The following is an 18117-nucleotide window of genomic DNA, read 5'->3' as shown; positions in this document are numbered from 1 at the left end:
CCGGCGGGTTTATGAGCTCAGGCCCAGGCGCGCGGCGATCCCGCGAGGCCAACGGCAGCTTTCGGGCACCCGGCTATTTTCGGTGTGCGCCAGAGGCCCATAGAAGCTCACTTCCCTTTGTGTACCTGATTAGCCGCCCGGAGTGCTCCATGCCTGATTACCGCTCGAAAACATCCACCCACGGCCGCAACATGGCCGGTGCCCGCGCCCTCTGGCGCGCCACGGGGATGAAAGACGCCGACTTCAAGAAACCGATCATCGCCGTCGCCAACTCCTTCACCCAGTTCGTCCCCGGCCACGTCCACCTCAAGGACATGGGTCAACTGGTCGCCCGTGAAATCGAACGTGCCGGTGGCGTGGCCAAGGAATTCAACACCATCGCCGTGGATGACGGCATCGCCATGGGCCACGACGGCATGCTCTATTCGCTGCCGAGCCGCGAAATCATCGCCGACTCCGTCGAATACATGGTCAACGCCCACTGCGCCGACGCCATCGTCTGCATCTCCAACTGCGACAAGATCACCCCGGGCATGCTGATGGCCGCCCTGCGCCTGAACATTCCGGTGATCTTCGTTTCCGGCGGCCCGATGGAGGCCGGCAAGACCAAACTGGCCGCCCACGGCCTCGACCTGGTGGACGCCATGGTCATCGCCGCCGACTCCAGCGCTTCTGACGAGAAGGTTGCCGAGTACGAGCGCAGCGCTTGCCCGACCTGCGGCTCGTGCTCCGGCATGTTCACCGCCAACTCGATGAACTGTCTTACCGAAGCCCTGGGCCTGGCCCTGCCGGGCAACGGTTCGGCGCTGGCGACCCACTCCGACCGCGAGCAACTGTTCCTCCAGGCCGGTCGTACCATCGTCGAGCTGTGCCAACGCTACTACGGCGACAACGATGACTCGGTGCTGCCGCGCAATATCGCCAATATCAAGGCGTTCGAAAACGCCATGACCCTGGACATCGCCATGGGCGGTTCCACCAACACCATCCTGCACCTGCTGGCCGCCGCCCAGGAAGCCGAGATCGATTTCGACCTGCGGGACATCGACCGCCTGTCCCGGCACGTACCGCAACTGTGCAAAGTCGCGCCGAACATCCAGAAATACCATATGGAAGACGTGCACCGCGCCGGCGGGATCTTCAGCATCCTCGGCGAACTGGCCCGTGGCGGCCTGCTGCACACCGACCTGCCGACCGTGCACAGCAAGACCCTGGCCGAGGGCCTCGCCAAATGGGACATCACCCAGACCAACGATGAAGCGGTGCACACCTTCTTCAAGGCCGGTCCCGCCGGTATCCCGACCCAGACCGCGTTCAGCCAGTCGACCCGTTGGGAAACCCTCGACGACGACCGTGAAAACGGCTGCATCCGCAGTGTCGAGCATGCCTATTCGAAAGAAGGCGGCCTGGCCGTGCTGTATGGCAATATCGCCCTGGACGGCTGCGTGGTGAAAACCGCCGGCGTCGACGAGTCGATCCACGTGTTCGAAGGCAACGCGAAGATCTTCGAAAGCCAGGACAGCGCCGTACGCGGCATCCTCGCCGACGAAGTGCAGGCCGGCGATATCGTGATCATCCGTTACGAAGGCCCGAAAGGCGGTCCGGGCATGCAGGAAATGCTCTACCCGACGTCCTACCTGAAGTCCAAGGGCTTGGGCAAAGCCTGCGCCCTGCTGACCGACGGACGTTTCTCCGGCGGCACCTCGGGCCTGTCCATCGGCCATGCCTCTCCGGAAGCGGCCGCGGGGGGCGCGATTGGCCTGGTCCAGGACGGTGACAAGGTGCTGATCGACATTCCGAATCGCTCGATCAACCTGTTGGTCAGTGATGAAGTACTGGCGGCACGTCGCGCCGAACAGGACAAGAAAGGCTGGAAGCCGGTGGAAGTGCGTCCGCGCAAAGTGACCACGGCCTTGAAGGCGTACGCATTGCTCGCCACCAGTGCCGACAAGGGCGCGGTGCGTGACAAGGCGATGCTGGACAAGCTGGTCCCTTGAGAAGCTCCGCACGATGAAAAGCCCGGCTCAAGTGCCGGGCTTTTTTATATCGTCGTTTTTTCAGAAAACCCTCGACTTCACTGCAGTCGAATGGCCACCACCGGGTCCATGAGATTGATGCCATAGGCTTTCTGGATTTTTTGATCCTGAAAGAAAGCACTGATAAACAAGGAAAGGTTCTTTGCCGAAGCAAAGGTCGCCTGGCCAAAATTAGGATCAAAAAAACGCACTTTCTGATCCGCCTCCTTGAACACCGCGCACGCATGTTTTCCGGCAACCAGGATAAAGGCTCCCGGGGTATTCATCATATAACCGGTGACTTGCACATAGGGTGCGACGCAAGCGTTATATCCCGAGACTCGCCAACCGGTCTGCAGGGCCGCCAATTCAACCCGCCGGGGAACCTGCGGGAAAAGACCCGGTGTATTATCCGGGCTATTGATAATCGCCTGTAACTTGTCTGCGTAAATCCAGGTCGCCGCTTCCTCCTTGGCGCTGCGGAACTCGACGCCATTTCGGCGCATGGCAAGGTAGGTCAAGCACAGCGCGTAGCAGACGCCATCTTTATTGCGCAGATCATGATGATTTATATAATCGCCTTGTTTGAGCTTGCCGCAAGTCCCTTCAAAATTTTTCGCATACCTTGCAAAAGCTCCCATTACCACTCCCATAGATAAAAATTCAAAAGCACGGCCACCCACCTATCAACTACAAAAACCGTACAGCGCCAATTTTAATAAACCGGTAAAAACCCTCGATATAAATTAACGCCCACGAAAGCTATAACATCGCAGTCAATATCACCCCTGTTGCCAGCCGCCCAGGACGCCAGCCAGTTATTGCAAAAAAAAACAATAACCGGGCGTTTATAAGACAGTTCCAATACAAGCGAAATTACCGATGCATTATTAAATGCAGTACGGCCAATGGAACGCTGTTCCATTGGCCGCGCAAGAGACGGCGGATTTGAGCGTTCCCGCGCCAGCGGGCGGGAATGATCGGTGTTGCCTGTTACTGAATATCTTCGGGCTTGACGATCACCCAGTTCTTGTCCGCCGTCACCGCCAGGCCTTCTTTCGCCTGGGCCTCGGCATTGCTCTTCATCATGCCGTTGAGCTGGGTCATGTACTTGTCCTTGCGATTGACCCACAGGTGTACGCCGCCCTTGGCCACATCGACGCTGTGGAAGAGCATGTAGCCGTCGCTGCTCGGGGTATCGCCACCCACCAGCACCGGCTTCTTCCACTGGTCGATATAGGTCAGGATCGCTGCCTGTTTGCCAGCCATCCAGGTCGCCGGAGTCCACAGGTAGGGGGTCAGCTCAAGGTCCAGGTTGGCCTGCTCGTCATACTTGCCGGCGCTGATCTGTTTGCGCGCGGTGGTCAATTCGCCGGTCTTGCGGTCCTTGAGCAAGGTGCTCACGCCGATGACGTTCTGCGGCTTGACGTTGTAGCCGTACTTGGGATCCGCCGCGACCATGCGCACCAGCTCCTCCGACGCCGCGGTCATCACGTAGACCTCGATGCCGTTTTCCATCAGCTTGTTGTACAGCTCGGCCTGGCCGGTGAAGACCTTCGGCGGCTGGACTTCGGTGTTCTTCACCACATCGCCGTCGTAATAGGTGGTCGGCACCGGCTTGCCCGAGGCCATCATCTCGTCGACATAACCCTTGAGCTCCTTGAGGGTAAAGCCGGAGAACACCTGGGCCACCCACGGGTAGCAGACCATATCGTCGACTTCGCACAGGCGGTAGTAGTAACTGAACAGGCTTTCCTTGTGCTCGGCGGTGTCCTTGAACGGAATCAGCTTCAGGGACGGATCGAGGCTCTCGCGGGTGATCAGGCCCTTGTTTTCCAGATATGGCAGCAGGGACTCTTCGAGGTCATAGCGGTAGCTGGTGTTGTCCATGTCGAACACCGCAAAATTACCCTTGTTGGCATTGGCCGCGATCATTGCATCCAACTGCTGGGCCTGGGCTTCTGGCCAGTGCTTCAACTCGGTGGCGCAGACCTGGCCGGCAAGGCCCAGGCAAAGTGCGGCGGCGAGAAGCGTGGGGGTGAATTTCATGGTTGGTTTTCTCCCTGAATGAAAGTGATTCACGCTAGCAAATGCATATGACAGTCCTCATCCACGCACGACCCTCGGTGTTCCGATCACGTCATCCCCATACGCCCAAGCGCCAGCGGCTTATTCCAAAAACGACAGGAACCATTCCATATCGTTATTAAATTCATATATATCAAGCTGTTAGGCTTGCCGGCTGACAATTGCCGACTAGGGTAATTGGCACCTATCGTTTTCCGGAGCTTCAATGAATCTGCCGCTGATTCTCAACCTGCTGGTATTCCTCGTCCTGCTGCTGGGCCTGGCCCAAACCCGCCGCAGCACCTTCAGCCTGGCGAAAAAAGTCCTGCTCGCCCTGGTCCTGGGGGTGCTCTTCGGGGTCGCCCTGCACGGCATCTACGGTGCCGGCAATCCGGTGCTCAAGGCGTCCATCGGCTGGTTCGACCTGATCGGCAACGGCTACGTGCAATTGCTGCAGATGATCGTGATCCCGCTGGTGTTCGCCTCGATCCTCAGCGCCGTGGCCCGCCTGCACAACGCCACGTCCCTGGGCAAGATCAGCTTCCTGACCATCGGCACGCTGCTGTTCACCACGGCCATCGCCGCGCTGATCGGCATCGGCCTGACCAACCTGTTCGGCCTGAGCGCCGAAGGCCTGGTGGCCGGCACCCAGGAGTTGGCCCGCCTGCAAGTGATCCAGAGCGATTACGCGGGCAAGGTCGCCGACCTGAATGTGCCGCAACTGCTGCTCTCGTTCATTCCGCAGAACCCCTTCGCCGACCTGGCCCGGGCCAAGCCGACCTCGATCATCAGCGTGGTGATCTTTGCCGCGTTCATGGGCGTGGCCGCGCTGCAACTGCTCAAGGACGATGCCGAGAAAGGCCAGAAGGTGGTGAATGCCATCGATACCCTGCAAGCCTGGGTCACGCGCCTGGTGCGCCTGGTGATGAAGCTCACGCCTTACGGCGTACTGGCGCTGATGACCAAGGTGGTCGCCGGCTCCAACCTGCAGGACATCATCAAGCTGGGCAGTTTCGTGGTGGTGTCGTATATCGGCCTGGGCCTGATGTTCGTGGTCCACGGGCTGCTGGTGTCGCTGGCCGGGATCAACCCGCTACGGTTCTTCCGCAAGATCTGGCCGGTACTGACCTTTGCCTTCACCAGCCGCTCCAGCGCGGCGAGCATTCCGTTGAGCATTGAAGCCCAGACCCGGCGGTTGGGGATTCCGCAGTCGATTGCCAGCTTTGCCGCGTCGTTCGGCGCGACCATCGGCCAGAACGGTTGTGCCGGGCTGTATCCGGCGATGCTGGCGGTGATGGTTGCGCCGACGGTGGGGATCAACCCGCTGGATCCGCTGTGGATCGCGACATTGGTGGCGATTGTGACCTTGAGTTCGGCCGGAGTGGCCGGGGTCGGTGGCGGGGCGACGTTCGCCGCGCTGATCGTACTGCCGGCGATGGGCTTGCCGGTCTCGCTGGTGGCGCTGCTGATTTCCGTGGAGCCGTTGATCGATATGGGGCGCACGGCACTGAACGTCAGCGGTTCGATCACCGCCGGGGCGATTACCAGCCAGGTCATGCAGCAGACCGACAAGGCACTGCTGGAGGCTGAAGAGCATAGGGAGCTGGCGCAGGCTTGAGTCCCCCGGCGCCTGTTCCAATGCTTGCCCGCGAAGCTTTTAGCGTTTTTCCCAGACTTCGAAACTGAACGCCGGCTTGCCATCCGCCGCCGGGTGCGGCTCATCCGATACCAGCGTCCACTGGTTCTCATCAATCTGCGGAAACCAGGCATCGCCTTCCGGACTCAATGCCACGCGGGTCAGGTACAGCCGGTCCGCCTGCTCCAGGCCCTGGGTATACAGCTGCGCCCCGCCGATCAGCATCAGCTCGTCCGCGCCCTGCTCCAGCGCCCACTGTTCAGCGCGTACCAGCGCGGCCTCCAACGACGGAAAAACCTCCGCACCCTCCAACTGCAAACCGGCCTGGCGACTGACCACCAGGTTCAACCGGCCCGGCAATGGCCGGCCCAGCGAATCCCAGGTCTTGCGCCCCATGATGATCGGCTTGCCGAGGGTCGTGGCCTTGAAGTATTTGAAATCCGCCGGCAAATGCCAGGGCATGCTGTTGTCGACGCCGATCACGCGGTTTTCACCGAGGGCCGCGATCAGGCTTAAAGGGAGAGTTCTGTTCATGCCGCCGAGGATACCAGAGCCCATGGGCCGACTCGGACATACGCCGACAAAATTAACTGGCCCTTGCCTGCGCAGACCGCGGGATGCAGCTACCCGCCACAGCGGTTATGCTTCCAGCTCACTTGAGCCCAGGATGCCGCGTGACTGAACCGACTCCCCTGCACCGCCTCTGGCTGACCGAGACCGTGCGCCTGCGCGAAGAACAGGCAGGCCCGCTGGAAGACCTCGAGGCCAATCGCCGCGCCCGCGCCGCGGGGGGCGACCTGCCGACCCGCATCCAGCAGCGCGCCCTCTGGCTGGCCGAACGCGATGGCCTGCTCACCGCCTTGCACCATTGGTTGCAAGGCGCGCGCCTGGCGCTGCTGGTCCTGGCGCTGCTGGTGATCGTCAGCGGCGCCGGCATGGCCTTCGCCGCCCTGGGCAACGGCCAGGTAGCGGTCAATGTGTTCTGGGCCCTGGGCAGCCTGCTCGGGCTGAACCTGCTGTTGTTGCTGAGCTGGGCCCTGGGCCTGGTCTTCGCCGGCGAACACGCGGCCAGCTTCGGCCGTCTCTGGCTGTGGCTCAGCGAAAAGCTCGCCCGCGATGCCCAGGCCGCGCAACTGGCACCCGCGCTGCTGCTGATGCTGCAACGGCGACGGCTCAATCGCTGGGCGATCGGCACGCTGGTGCATGGTCTCTGGCTGCTGGCCATGCTCAGCGCCCTGGTCCTGCTGCTGCTGTTGATGTCGACCCGGCGCTACGGCTTCGTCTGGGAAACCACCCTGCTGCGCGGCGACACCTTTGTCGCCGTGACCCAGGCCCTCGGCGCCCTGCCCGCCCTGCTCGGATTCGGCCTGCCCGACCCCGACCTGATCCGCGCCAGCGGCGATAGCGCGCTGAACCTGGAAAACGCCCGGCACACCTGGGCCTCCTGGCTGGTGGGGGAGCTGGTGGTCTATGGCGTCCTGCCGCGCCTGCTGCTGGCGGGGTTTTGCCTGTGGCGCTGGCGGCATGGCAGCCGCTCCCTGAGCCTGGACCTCAACCTGCCCGGTTATGCGCAACTGCGCGAACGGCTGATGCCCAGCAGCGAACGCCTGGGGGTCAGCGATGCGGCACCCGAGGCGCTGCACAACGCCGAGACCGGCGCCACCGCCCTGGAGAGCGAAGGCGCCTTGCTGGTCGCCATCGAACTGGACAACCAGCGCCCCTGGCCGCCAACCTTGCCGAAAACCGTCAGGGACGCCGGTATCCTCGACAGCCGCGAGTCACGGCAAAAGCTCCTCGAACAATTGACCCGCTTCCCGCCGGCGCGCCTGGCGATTGCCTGTGACCCACGGCGTTCGCCGGACCGTGGCAGCCTCGGGCTGATCGCCGAGCTGGCCCGCAGCGCCGGCGCGACCCGCATCTGGCTGCTGCAAGCGCCACCCGGCCAGGCCCTGGATGCCGACCGCCTCGGCGATTGGCACAGCGCCCTGCTACAACTGGAACTGCCCTTCGCCGACAGCGCTCCGCTGAACTGGCTGGAGAGCGGCCATGACTAGAGCCCTGAAACTGGCCGTGGTCGGCCACACCAATGTCGGCAAGACCTCGCTGTTGCGCACCCTGACCCGAGACGTCGGCTTCGGCGAAGTCTCGCATCGTCCCAGTACCACCCGGCATGTGGAAGGTGCGCGGCTGTCGGTGGACGGCGAAGCCCTGCTGGAACTCTACGACACCCCCGGCCTGGAAGATGCCATCGCCCTGCTCGACTACCTCGAACGCCTGGATCGACCCGGCGAACGTCTCGACGGTCCGGCCCGTGTCGCGCGTTTTCTCGACGGCAGCGAGGCCCGCCAGCGCTTCGAACAGGAAGCCAAGGTGTTACGCCAATTGCTGGCCTCCGATGCCGGGCTTTATGTGATCGATGCCCGCGAGCCGGTGCTGGCCAAATACCGCGACGAACTGAGCGTACTCGCCAGTTGCGGCAAGCCGCTGTTGCCGGTGCTCAATTTCGTCAGCAGCGCCGAGCAGCGCGAACCGGAATGGCGTGAGGCCCTGGCCCGCCTGGGGCTGCACGCGCTGGTACGGTTTGACAGCGTGGCCCCGCCGGAGGACGGCGAGCGGCGTCTGTATGAAAGCCTGGCGTTGTTGCTGGAAGGCGCGCGTCCGCAGCTGGAACGCCTGGTCCTTGATCTGGAGGCCCAGCGCCTCGCTCGGCGGCAAAGCGCCAACCGGTTGATCGCCGAACTGCTGATCGACTGTGCGGCCTGTCGGCGTAGCGTGGTCAGTGCCGCCGACGCGCAAACCCGGGCCATCGGCGAGCTGCGCCAGGCCGTGCGCCAGCGGGAACAACGCTGCGTCGAAGCCTTGCTCAAGCTCTACGGCTTCCGGCGCGACGACGCGGCGGCCGGCGACCTGCCGCTACTGGACGGACGCTGGGGCGACGATCTGTTCAACCCGGAAACCCTCAAGCAACTGGGGGTGAAGGTCGGCGGGGGGATTGCCGCGGGTGCGGCGGCGGGTGCCGGTATCGACCTGCTGGTGGGTGGCCTGACCCTCGGTGCGGCCGCCCTCGCCGGAGCAATCGCCGGCGGCGCCCTGCAAACCGCTCGCGGCTATGGCAGCCGCCTGCTGGGCAAACTCAAGGGCCAACGGGAACTGACCGTCGACGACAGCGTGCTGCGCCTGTTGGCGCTGCGTCAACGGCAACTGCTGCAAGCGTTGGAGGCGCGTGGGCATGCGGCGATGGACAGCATCCAGATGAGCCTGCCGGCGGATACCAACTGGCGTGAAGGCAAGTTGCCCGATGCTTTGCACAAGGCCCGGGCGCATCCGCAGTGGTCGTCGCTCAACCCCCAAGCCCGGTTGAGCCAGCCAGAGCGCCAGGAACAGATCGACCTGTTGCTGGGTCGCCTGACTGAATCCTGACAGAGTCTCGGTGCAATACCGGCCAGCCAAAGCTGAAGCCGAACGCAGTCCTGTGGCGAGCGGGCTTGCCCGCGCTCGGCTGCGTAGCAGTCGCAAAACCTGTGACTGCGTTCTGTCTGACACCCCGAGGTCGCTGATCTTAGGGCCGCTTCGCGCCCCATAGCGGCGGAGCGGCGTTCCGACAAACCTGCTCGCCACAGGAGTGGGCTCGACCTCAAACGGGCATTGTGCGCAACGACTGCGGAGCTTTCAGCTATACCACTTGAACTTCAAAAAGGTCCGCCCCATGAACTTCGCCCATTCCTCCTCCTTGCGGCTGACAATCGTCTCGTCCTCGAGATCGAAGTAAACCACCGAGTCCAGGGTCCCGTCATTGTCGGTGTCATGGACCGAGGCTTTGTAGATCAGGGTTTGATTTCTCGGCGTACCGGTCCCTTCATGAATATGAAGTCTCACGATATTGGGCGTCTTGTCGCGGTGGTAGTTCTCGGCAAACACCTTGATATAACGCTGCCAGCTTTTCCCCAGGTTGAACCAGCCAAGCTTCAGGAAACTGTTGGCAAAGGCGCGGATCAGCTTTTCATCCTTGGCGTTGTCCCTGCCATCACGGTTGACGTCACCGCCGAACTGCAAATCGCTCACCCCATCGGCGTTCACGTCGACCGCCGCGGCCTTGAACACCAGTTTGTCGGGCTGGCCGGGGACTTCTTCATAAAAGCGCAGCAACACGGTATCAGCCCGGCCATTGCCGCTACGATCCTGGGCGGTCATTCTCAGATAACGCATAAAAGACTCCTTTCCATGTGAGTCCTCACGTTAATTCGCCATAACCAGCGCTCACCAGAGCCGGATTCCTGACCTCGGGTACGAAATCGCACATCGCCTGGAAAGACGCGACGCCACTCAGGACCAACCGCCACCCAGGCTCTTGTACAGCGAGATACGATTGCCCACCTGCAACAAACGGGTCCTGATCAGCGCTTGCTGCGCCGTGCTCAGGCCACGCTGGGCATCGAGCACTTCGAGGTAGCTGTTCAGGCCATCCTGATAGAGCAACTGCGCCAGCTCGACGCGGCGCGATTCGCTGCGCACCAGCCGTTGCTGCACATCGAGCTGCCGATTGAGCGGTTCGTTCGACGCCAAGGCATCGGCTACTTCACGAAAGGCCTGCTGGATCGAACGCTGATACTCGACCACGGCAATCTCACGCTGCACCTTGGACAGCTCAAGCTGCGCCAGGCGTCGGCCCATATCGAACAACGGCAACGTCACGGCCGGGGTGAAGGACCAGCCCTTGGCCTCCCCGGAAAACAGCTCGCTCAATTGCGGGCTGCTGACACCGAAGAACCCGGTCAGGGAAATGCTCGGCAGAAAAGCCGCCCGGGCCGCGCCGATATTGGCGTTGAAGGCCTTGAGCCGGGCCTCGGCGGCGCGGATATCCGGACGCCGCACCAGCAACTCTGAGGGCAGGCCCGGAGCGATCTCCGGCAACTGCGGCCCAGCGCCGCCGGGCGCGGAGGAAAACCGCCCAGGCTCCAGTGTCGTCCCCACCAACAGCTCCAGCCGGTTCAGGGCCAGGCGTTGTTGACGGTCCGCGTCGGCCATTTCGGCCTCCAGCGTCAAGGCCAGTGCATCGGCCTGACGCAACTCCAGCTCGCTCGCCAGCCCCAGTTCCTGGCGGCGCCCGATCAGACGTTTCGACTCGCCCGCCCGCTCCAGCAACCGCTGGTTCTGCCGATGCAACTCAAGATAGGCACGATGCTCGTAGTAAGCCGTCGCGACCTCGCCGACCAGGCTGATCTGCACGCTCAAGGCATCTTCCTCACGGGCGACCAGACGCTGCCCGGCTTCAGCTTTCAACGCCCGGACCCGCCCCCAGAGGTCCAGTTCAAAGGCGGTGATGCCCAGCCGGAACTGCCCCTGCTCATGGATCACCGCCTTGCGGGTAGGCGAGTCCGCCGCGGAAATCTTCTGCCGCTGTACCGAGCCGTCGACGCCCCCGCCGGGCCATTGATCGGCAGCGGAAATCCCATACAACGCTCGCGCCTCATCAATACGCAGGACGGCAACCTGCAGATCACGGTTATGCGTGCGCGCCAGCTCGATCAGCGCTTGCAGCTCGGGGTCTAGAAAAACTTCGCGCCAGTCCGGCAACGACCCGGTATCGCCCTGCGCCCCCGCGTCACGCCAGTGCTCGGCCACGCCTGGCGACGGCTGCCGGTAGCCGGGAATGAACGAACAGCCCGCCAATAGCAGGACCATCAGCACCGGGTAGAGCGCCGTCATCCGAGCCCTCGCCGCTGCAGAAGCCCCGGCAGTCCCGAGGTTTTTTCCTCCGAGGTCTTTTGCCGCTGATAGAAGGCCTCCATCCGTGACAGGTAGAACCACTGCTCCGGAGCCGCGCCGATAAACGCCTCCATCGCCCGCGCCCAGTGCGCCTGCATATCCGCCGCGGCGGTCCTGCCGATCCACTGGATCACATGCAGTTCACCGCAACCGCCGAGCCGGGCACGATGCCCCGCCAGCAGTACATCGCACTTCATTTTCGCCGCGAGGAACATCGGCCCCTTGACGAATTGCGCGGCGCGGCCGAACAGGAGTCCATCCACCGGCTCGCCGGAACGCACCCCGCCGAAGCTTACCGGCAGGTCGGCAAAGATGATCACCTGGTCGCCGCGCCTGAGCGCCCGGACAATCGCCAGCGCGGTTTTCGGATCCTTGCTGTCGAGAATATCCACGCGGTGACCGAAGGCTTCCAGGCTCTTGAGGGAGCGCCGGGTCAGCGGATCGTTGAAGTTCCAGATCGGGATGATGAAACGCTTCGGGGCCGGGTAGCGCTCGATCAGGCAGGCCACCGCCATCCAGTACTCGCCCGTGTGAGCCAGCACGATGATGGTCGAACGCACCCGCGTACGCGGCCAATGTTGCTCGGGGTCGTGCCAGGCAATCGCGCGAATCCAGGCGCGCAAGCGTTCGGGATGATTGCGCGGATAAAGTACCTGGTAGATCGCGCACTGCAACTGGATGGCGCTGTAGCGGCAGGCCACCAGCCGACAGGCGCGGGGTTCCAGTCCGAACAATTCGAGGTTCTGCCGGCACGCGTTGTAGTCCGGGCCGCGCCACGCCGACGGCAACCGCAGCAGGATCGCCGGCAACAGCGGCAAGCCTCGGTGTGCGATTTTCAGGCGAAAGATCAACGCCAGCCCTTTCACCAGGCGCACCCGCAACCCGGCCTTGCAACGCATCCACCACAGCCAGCGGCGGATCGGCCAGCCCGGGCGAAACGGATTCATCGCGCCGCGCCGCTCAAGGGTCGCAAACGCCCCTGATGCATCAGCAACACCGTGTCGCAGGCCGCGGCCACGGCCTTGTCGTGGGTCACGATCACACACAGCATGGGCAAGCGGCGCACGGTCTCGATGATGACATCGCGAGCACTGGGGTCCAGATGGGAGGTCGGCTCATCGAGCAACAACAACTCCGGGCGCCGATACAACGCCCGGGCGATCAGCAAGCGTTGCTTCTGGCCCGAGGACAATTGCACCCCCATGGGCCCAAGCAAGGTGTTGAAGCCGTTGCTCAGTTTCAGGATGCTCTCCAGCAACCCGGCCTGCTCGACACAGCGCTGCAAACGCGTGCCGTCCAGTGGGTCGCTGTCCATCAGGATATTCTCGATCACCGTACCGGCGATGATCTCGTCGTGAGCGGTGACATAGGCCACACTCTGGCGGTAGCGGCGCAAACCGAAATGCCGCATCGCCAGACCGTTGATCCTGAAGCGCCCGGCGTCCAGGCTGTAAAAACCGGCGAGCACTTTCAGGAAGGTGCTCTTGCCGCAGCCCGAAGGGCCGAATATCGCGATGCGCCGGCACGGGCCTTCCAGGCTGAAACTCAGCTCCTCGAAGGTTGGCCGGTCGAACGAACTGTAGCGAAAGCGCGCGCCCTCGATCTGGATCGAGCGCAAGGGTTGCTGCTGGCCGAGGGGATCGGCGCTGTAGACACTCGACTCCACCGGCTCGACCGGCTCATCGACGATTTCCTCGACCCGCTTGAGCTCGACCTTCACCAGCCGCAGGTTCATATAGCTGTCGACCACCTTCAGCGCACAGCCCATGAACATGTCCTTGTAGAGGACGAAGGCGAACAGGTCGCCGACGCTGTTCTCGCCATGGAGCACGGCCAGCGCGCCAAGGGCGCTGACCAGCAGCGAATGGCCGTGGGACAGCCCTTCGTGCACCACCTGGTTCATCGCCTGCAACCGCTGGACGCCGGCGCGGGCCATTTCGGTGTCGGTGTGCTGGTTGCTCCAGTTAGCCAGCTTGGCCGCTTCGTAGTTGTAGAGCTTCATCGACTCGACGTTGCCCAGGGTGCCGAGCAAGGTCACGTTGCGCGCCGTCTCGGCTTCGATCGAGGTCTTGTGGTGCTTCTCCATCACCGGCAGGGTCAGGCCGCGAAACAGGAAAAACAGCAGGCACAGCAATAGCGACAGGGCCGCCAGCTTGGCGTTGATCAAGGCCATCAGCGCAAGGAATGCCACGCCGAAGGCCAGGTCGATGGCGATATCCATCCAGCCGGCGGTGAACTGCACGAAGGCTTTGTCGATGGCCTGGGTCCGCCGCAGGATATCGCCGGGCGCCCGGCGTTCGAAGTAGCTCACCGGCAGCCGTAGCAGCCAGGCGATAACCCCGGTGGACAGGTCCTGGCTCAAGGCGATGCGCAGGCGCATGTCGAGGACCGCCCGCAGCCAGGCGGCGAGGCTCTTGAACAGGAAGATCCCGCCAAAGACATAGAGGATCAGAAAGAGGAAATCCTCGTCGTTCTTCGCCACCACTTCATCGATGGTCAGGGAAAACAGCTTGGGCGCGGCGATGGCGCCGAAGTAGCCGACCACCGAGAGCAAGCCCATGGGCACCAGGTAGCGCAACAGCCAGGTGTTGTTGCGCAGCACGCCAAGCGGACCGAAGGTACCGGGCAGCCGCCGCTGGACCTGGGTGGTGAAGCCCAGCCCCGGAAGCATTTCCAGCGCCGCGCCGCTGAACATCGACAGCGCCTCTTCCCAGCTATAGAAGCGCCGCCCCACCGCCGGGTCGACGATCTGCAGCCCCTGGCGGTTGCTGGATTGCAGCACGACGAAGTGCATGTTGTTCCAGAACAGGATCGACGGCGTGCGCAGTTGCCGCACGTCATGCAGTTGCAAGCGCAGCGGGCGGCAGCTGAAGCCCAGTTCTTCGCTGACCTTGATCACCTGGAACAAGGACATGCCGTCCCGCGCCACCCGATAGCGTTGGCGCATCTCGCGCAAGGTCAGGGCCTTGCCGTGATAGCCGGCGACCATGGCAATCGAGGCCATGCCGCATTCGGACATTTCGTCCTGGAGAATCACCGGGACCGTGCGCTGGAACAGCTGCCGCGAACGGGCCAGGGCTTCGCGCAGCGACTGCTTGAGCCGGCTCATGCCGACTCACCCACGGGTCGTGCCGGGGTGCCCAACGCCGGCAGATAGTCCGGATTGCCGGCCAGCCCCCGGAGTACCGGCAGGAACAGCCACTCCATCAGGTTCAGGCGCTCCAGGCGCAACGAACCGCTGAGGGTCATGCCGTCCTTGAGCCAGTCCTGGCGGATCTTGGTGCGCGGGTCGGAAAAGTCGAGCTTCACCTCGGCCCGATAGGTCGGCCCCGGTTCCTCGCCATCGGTTCTGGCACCGGGTGGGGCTTCCAGGTAGGTGCTGGCAGTGCTGCGCACGATCTGCCCTTTGATCACGCCATAACGTTCATAGGGAAACGCATCGACCCGCACGATGACTTCGGTACCGGCGCCGGCGAAACCGATGGCCGCGGGACTGACATCGAGGACCACCACCGGTGCCTCCTGCAGCGCCCGGCTGATGCGCAGCAACATCATCGGCTGGCCACCCTGGGCCCGGGCGCCAGGGAATACCGAGACGGCATCGACCACCCCCTCGACGGGCGACAGCAGGACATATTCCTGGCTCTTGTTGAGGTTTTCGAGGCGTTCGCGCAAGTCATGCCGTTGCCGGGCAAGGTCACTGAGACGGCTGGTAAGAGTGTGATCGGCTTCGCTGCCGCGCTGCTCCAGCTCGAGGATCCGCTGCTGCGCGCTGGCCTGGGCGAGGTCGTTGTTGGCCAGGTCCTGGAGGACCGTCTCGTGCTTGACGATCGCCTCGTTCAGCGCCGCCACGGACACCGCGCCTTCGGCCGCCAGGCGCTCGTGACGCTGGTGGTTTTCCTGGGCAATCGCGACCCGGCGCTGGATCGAACGCTTGATGGTGGCGGTGAGTTGCAGATCCTTGTGCAACTGCTCGATCTGCAATTGCAGGAGTTTTTTCTGGGTTTCGTGAGCCGAACGGGCCTGGGTTTCATCGCTGGCGGCGTCCTCCAGCAGGCTGCCGAGGCGCTCGGCGCTTTGGGCGGAAAGGGGTTTGTCACTGCCTTCGTTGAAGCTTTCCGGCTCCAGGGTACGGATCCGTACCAGAGGCTGGTCCTTGCTCACCGAAGCACCGGCCTCGACCAGCACTTCGCGGATATGAGCGGGGCGCTCACTGGTGATGCGGACCACATCGCGGGTAAGGACCCGGCCCTGGACATCTTCTTTCTTCGCGTAATTGCCGATAAACAGCAAGACCAGGCCACCGGCGAAAAACAGGCAGACGAACCAGGCGAAGACCACGGGGGCCGGCGCCGCTCGCGGCGCGACCTTGCCCAACTCAAGCATAGGTGAACTCGTGCATGACAACCGACGCGACAGGGCACGCGCCGATGAAGGAATACAGACTGGGGACACGATGCACCCTGCAGGAACCGGCTTGCGGGCGATACGGCCGTCAGGTCTCGCGTTGCCCATCCGGACGCCATCGCCAGCAAGCCGGCTCCTACACAATGGGCGATAGCTATCGCCCTGGCATCAAGTGCCCGATCAGCTGGCTTTTTTCAGGCCTTCGGAGATCCAGTCGACGGCTTTGTCGAGGATCGGACCGAAATCGGTGAAGAACCCGGAACCACGAACGTCCTGGGTTTCTTCGAGGGTCATTTCCTGAAGGGTGTTTTCTTGTTGGGTTGCTTCCAGCATGGGTATGGACCTCGGCATTATTATTGGATGAAGACAACATCGAATCGACCGGCGAGAGCACCGTCGAAGCGAACTTTCAGACAGTTCCGGAACGACGCGCCGTGCTTGAACTGCGAGAGCCATCTTCGGTCAAGGTCGTATTTATTTATATCCGAATAGTCTCCGGAGAACAGCGCAAAGCCGCATGAGCATGTAGGAACTTCGCCGCCTTGGCGCGTAACAGCTGCAGGCCGATCACCGGCACTTCCTCACGCTTGGCCTGCTCGTCCCAATGCCTCATCCGCAGGCTCACCGCGCACAACGGGTCAAGTTCGAATTCCCGGGCCTCGTCCTCCGTCATGACACCGCCTTGATACTCCAGGGTCCGCCGACTCGCTTCGCTCAAACGCTCGTAGTACCCAGGCTCACGCAATGTCAGAAAACGCTTGGCCTGAACGTGATACTCCACCAGCCGCGCCAGCCGCTCGCTGAAGCCGCACCGACGCAAGTAGTCGGCACCGAGGTGCTCGTGACTGACCACGCCATAACCGCCCATGTCCCCTCCCGGCTGTTCATCAGACGGGCAGATATGCCCGATATCGTGGAAGAACGCCGCCAGCACCACTTCGTCGTCGAAGCCCTCGGCCAATGCCAGCTGCGCGGCCTGGGACATATGCTCCAGCTGGGACACCGGCTCACCGATGTAGTCGGCGCTGCCGAACTGCCGGTACAAACCGAAGACTTCGTCCAGCACCTGCTCGACTGACTTCATGCCGACTCCCCCAGCAAGCGGGCAATATTGCCTTCGCCAAGGGCCGGGCCGACGCTCATGCCAACACCCGTGTGCATCAGCGCGGCGCTCAATCCCGGTGCGGCTCGCAGGAACGAAAACGGTCCCGGCCCCTTGGCGCCGTAGACCCCCTGCCAACGCTCCTGCACCTGCACCTTGCAGCCCAGGGTCTGCTCGGCCAGTTCCAGCAGCCAGGTATCAACCTGTTCGGCATTGAACGGCGAGGCGTCACTGCCGTAGTGGTGGGAGTCGCCGATGATCAGGTCGCCATAAGGGGTCGGGCTGATCAGCAGGTGGATGCCGTGTTCGTGCAGGTGCGGGCTGTCGCGCAGGATCTCGGCCTGGACGGCCGCCGCTTCCGGCAGATCGGCAAAGGCGCCGTAATGCACGCAACTCAAGCCGGTGAGCAAGGCGTGTTGCAGGTTCAGCTCGACCCGGGGCCGGGCGCGGAGCATTTGCAAGCGGCAGATGCCCGGTTGCAACTGGCTGATGGGTTCGGCCAGCAGGGTCTGATAATCGTGGCCGGAACAGACGATGATCTGTCCCGCGTGGAAGCTGCCGGCGGTGCTGTGCAACTGGCCGGACTCGACCTCGCGAACCAGGGTCGAGAAGTGGAAGGTCACGCCCAGCTCGCGGCGCAGGTACTCGATCAGCGTCGGGATCGCCTCGCGGGAATAAAGCTGCTGGTCGTCCAGACCGTGCAGCGCGGCGCGGTGATGGCTGAATTGGCCGCCATAGAGATCGTTCAGCGCGGCGCCGCGCAGCAACTCGACGCGGTAGCCCCGGACCTCGGCGCGGCCGCCGCAAAATGCCTCGAGCAGATGCTCTTCGGCTTCAGTGCGGGCGAACAGGTACGAGCCGTTGCGTTTGAGCGCAAAGCCGGCCTGCTGCGCCCATTGGGCCCAGATCTCCCGGCTGGCGCGGGCCAGCTCGGACATGATGCCCGGCGGCTGGCCGGTGACCAGGGCCTGGCCGAAGTTGCGCACCGAAGCGCCCAGGGGCGTGGCGCTGCGCTCGAAGACCGTGACCTTGAGACCGCGCCGGGCGGCGGCATAGGCGTGGGACAGGCCAAGGATGCCGGCGCCGACGATGAGGATGTCGCTGTGATTTTTCATTGAGGGGGG

Annotated in this window: 15 protein-coding genes; 4 read left to right on the top strand and 11 right to left on the bottom strand. The window is 63.2% G+C overall.

Annotation, left to right across the window (positions count from 1 at the left end):
- Positions 1–149: 149 nt before the first annotated feature.
- A complete protein-coding gene (ilvD, locus tag M5B96_RS03480; protein ID WP_248795093.1) occupies positions 150–1997 on the top strand; it encodes a dihydroxy-acid dehydratase in 1848 nt (615 codons plus the stop codon).
- Between the two features lie 77 nt (positions 1998–2074).
- Here ilvD and M5B96_RS03475 read toward each other — a convergent pair whose 3' ends face one another.
- Positions 2075–2656, bottom strand: coding sequence for a YopT-type cysteine protease domain-containing protein (locus M5B96_RS03475; protein WP_248795092.1), 582 nt, complete (start codon positions 2654–2656; stop codon positions 2075–2077).
- A 352-nt stretch (positions 2657–3008) separates the two neighbouring features.
- The gene (locus M5B96_RS03470) at positions 3009–4064 is read right to left on the bottom strand and encodes a haloacid dehalogenase-like hydrolase (RefSeq protein ID WP_248795091.1); all 1056 of its coding nucleotides are present in this window, start codon (positions 4062–4064) and stop codon (positions 3009–3011) included.
- 244 nt (positions 4065–4308) lie between these two features.
- Here M5B96_RS03470 and M5B96_RS03465 point away from each other — a divergent pair, with 244 nt between their 5' ends.
- On the top strand, positions 4309–5700 hold the full coding sequence (locus tag M5B96_RS03465; protein ID WP_248795090.1) for an L-cystine transporter: 1392 nt from the start codon (positions 4309–4311) through the stop codon (positions 5698–5700).
- 39 nt (positions 5701–5739) lie between these two features.
- Here the strand turns inward: M5B96_RS03465 and M5B96_RS03460 are convergent, their stop codons facing one another.
- On the bottom strand, positions 5740–6252 hold the full coding sequence (locus M5B96_RS03460; protein ID WP_248795089.1) for a dihydrofolate reductase: 513 nt from the start codon (positions 6250–6252) through the stop codon (positions 5740–5742).
- Positions 6253–6392: 140 nt separating this feature from the next.
- Between M5B96_RS03460 and M5B96_RS03455 the strand changes: the two genes are divergently transcribed.
- Both M5B96_RS03455 and M5B96_RS03450 read left to right on the top strand, forming a co-directional pair.
- Positions 6393–7772 carry a DUF2868 domain-containing protein gene (locus M5B96_RS03455; RefSeq protein ID WP_248795088.1) on the top strand — a complete coding sequence of 460 codons (1380 nt, stop codon included), beginning with the start codon at positions 6393–6395 and terminating at the stop codon, positions 7770–7772.
- Positions 7765–9138 carry a DUF3482 domain-containing protein gene (locus M5B96_RS03450; RefSeq protein WP_248795087.1) on the top strand — a complete coding sequence of 458 codons (1374 nt, stop codon included), beginning with the start codon at positions 7765–7767 and terminating at the stop codon, positions 9136–9138. The genes M5B96_RS03455 and M5B96_RS03450 overlap by 8 nt, the downstream gene beginning before the upstream one ends.
- Positions 9139–9387: 249 nt before the next feature.
- Here M5B96_RS03450 and M5B96_RS03445 read toward each other — a convergent pair whose 3' ends face one another.
- From M5B96_RS03445 to M5B96_RS03410, 8 genes are all read right to left on the bottom strand, one after another.
- Positions 9388–9924 (bottom strand): hypothetical protein, encoded by a 537-nt coding sequence (locus M5B96_RS03445; protein WP_248795086.1) that lies wholly within the window; start codon positions 9922–9924, stop codon positions 9388–9390.
- Between the two features lie 117 nt (positions 9925–10041).
- The gene (locus tag M5B96_RS03440; protein WP_248795085.1) at positions 10042–11424 is read right to left on the bottom strand and encodes an efflux transporter outer membrane subunit; all 1383 of its coding nucleotides are present in this window, start codon (positions 11422–11424) and stop codon (positions 10042–10044) included.
- A complete protein-coding gene (locus M5B96_RS03435; RefSeq protein ID WP_248795084.1) occupies positions 11421–12431 on the bottom strand; it encodes a hypothetical protein in 1011 nt (336 codons plus the stop codon). The genes M5B96_RS03440 and M5B96_RS03435 overlap by 4 nt, the downstream gene beginning before the upstream one ends.
- Entirely contained in the window at positions 12428–14593 is a 2166-nt protein-coding gene (locus tag M5B96_RS03430) for a peptidase domain-containing ABC transporter (RefSeq protein ID WP_248795083.1), read from the bottom strand. The genes M5B96_RS03435 and M5B96_RS03430 overlap by 4 nt, the downstream gene beginning before the upstream one ends.
- Positions 14590–15870 carry an HlyD family secretion protein gene (locus M5B96_RS03425; RefSeq protein ID WP_248795082.1) on the bottom strand — a complete coding sequence of 427 codons (1281 nt, stop codon included), beginning with the start codon at positions 15868–15870 and terminating at the stop codon, positions 14590–14592. The genes M5B96_RS03430 and M5B96_RS03425 overlap by 4 nt, the downstream gene beginning before the upstream one ends.
- A gap of 201 nt (positions 15871–16071) precedes the next feature.
- Positions 16072–16224 (bottom strand): hypothetical protein, encoded by a 153-nt coding sequence (locus M5B96_RS03420; protein ID WP_191489403.1) that lies wholly within the window; start codon positions 16222–16224, stop codon positions 16072–16074.
- Positions 16225–16369: 145 nt separating this feature from the next.
- Positions 16370–16975 (bottom strand): phosphonate degradation HD-domain oxygenase, encoded by a 606-nt coding sequence (locus M5B96_RS03415; protein WP_248795081.1) that lies wholly within the window; start codon positions 16973–16975, stop codon positions 16370–16372.
- Positions 16972–18108 carry a TIGR03364 family FAD-dependent oxidoreductase gene (locus M5B96_RS03410; RefSeq protein ID WP_248795080.1) on the bottom strand — a complete coding sequence of 379 codons (1137 nt, stop codon included), beginning with the start codon at positions 18106–18108 and terminating at the stop codon, positions 16972–16974. Before M5B96_RS03410 ends, M5B96_RS03415 begins: the two co-directional genes overlap by 4 nt.
- Positions 18109–18117: the final 9 nt, after the last annotated feature.

The sequence above is a fragment of the Pseudomonas sp. MWU13-2105 genome (genome assembly GCF_023242315.1).
GTDB lineage: Bacteria > Pseudomonadota > Gammaproteobacteria > Pseudomonadales > Pseudomonadaceae > Aquipseudomonas.
This window is presented reverse-complemented; position numbering and strand designations above follow the sequence as displayed.

Bases quoted from the DNA above. Each gene is read 5' to 3' on its own strand.
- ilvD (WP_248795093.1), top strand. From the start codon at position 150: ATGCCTGATTACCGCTCGAAAACATCCACCCACGGCCGCAACATGGCC.
- M5B96_RS03475 (WP_248795092.1), bottom strand. From the start codon at position 2,656: ATGGGAGCTTTTGCAAGGTATGCGAAAAATTTTGAAGGGACTTGCGGC.
- M5B96_RS03470 (WP_248795091.1), bottom strand. From the start codon at position 4,064: ATGAAATTCACCCCCACGCTTCTCGCCGCCGCACTTTGCCTGGGCCTT.
- M5B96_RS03465 (WP_248795090.1), top strand. From the start codon at position 4,309: ATGAATCTGCCGCTGATTCTCAACCTGCTGGTATTCCTCGTCCTGCTG.
- M5B96_RS03460 (WP_248795089.1), bottom strand. From the start codon at position 6,252: ATGAACAGAACTCTCCCTTTAAGCCTGATCGCGGCCCTCGGTGAAAAC.
- M5B96_RS03450 (WP_248795087.1), top strand. From the start codon at position 7,765: ATGACTAGAGCCCTGAAACTGGCCGTGGTCGGCCACACCAATGTCGGC.
- M5B96_RS03445 (WP_248795086.1), bottom strand. From the start codon at position 9,924: ATGCGTTATCTGAGAATGACCGCCCAGGATCGTAGCGGCAATGGCCGG.
- M5B96_RS03440 (WP_248795085.1), bottom strand. From the start codon at position 11,424: ATGACGGCGCTCTACCCGGTGCTGATGGTCCTGCTATTGGCGGGCTGT.
- M5B96_RS03435 (WP_248795084.1), bottom strand. From the start codon at position 12,431: ATGAATCCGTTTCGCCCGGGCTGGCCGATCCGCCGCTGGCTGTGGTGG.
- M5B96_RS03430 (WP_248795083.1), bottom strand. From the start codon at position 14,593: ATGAGCCGGCTCAAGCAGTCGCTGCGCGAAGCCCTGGCCCGTTCGCGG.
- M5B96_RS03425 (WP_248795082.1), bottom strand. From the start codon at position 15,870: ATGCTTGAGTTGGGCAAGGTCGCGCCGCGAGCGGCGCCGGCCCCCGTG.
- M5B96_RS03420 (WP_191489403.1), bottom strand. From the start codon at position 16,224: ATGCTGGAAGCAACCCAACAAGAAAACACCCTTCAGGAAATGACCCTC.
- M5B96_RS03415 (WP_248795081.1), bottom strand. From the start codon at position 16,975: ATGAAGTCAGTCGAGCAGGTGCTGGACGAAGTCTTCGGTTTGTACCGG.
- M5B96_RS03410 (WP_248795080.1), bottom strand. From the start codon at position 18,108: ATGAAAAATCACAGCGACATCCTCATCGTCGGCGCCGGCATCCTTGGC.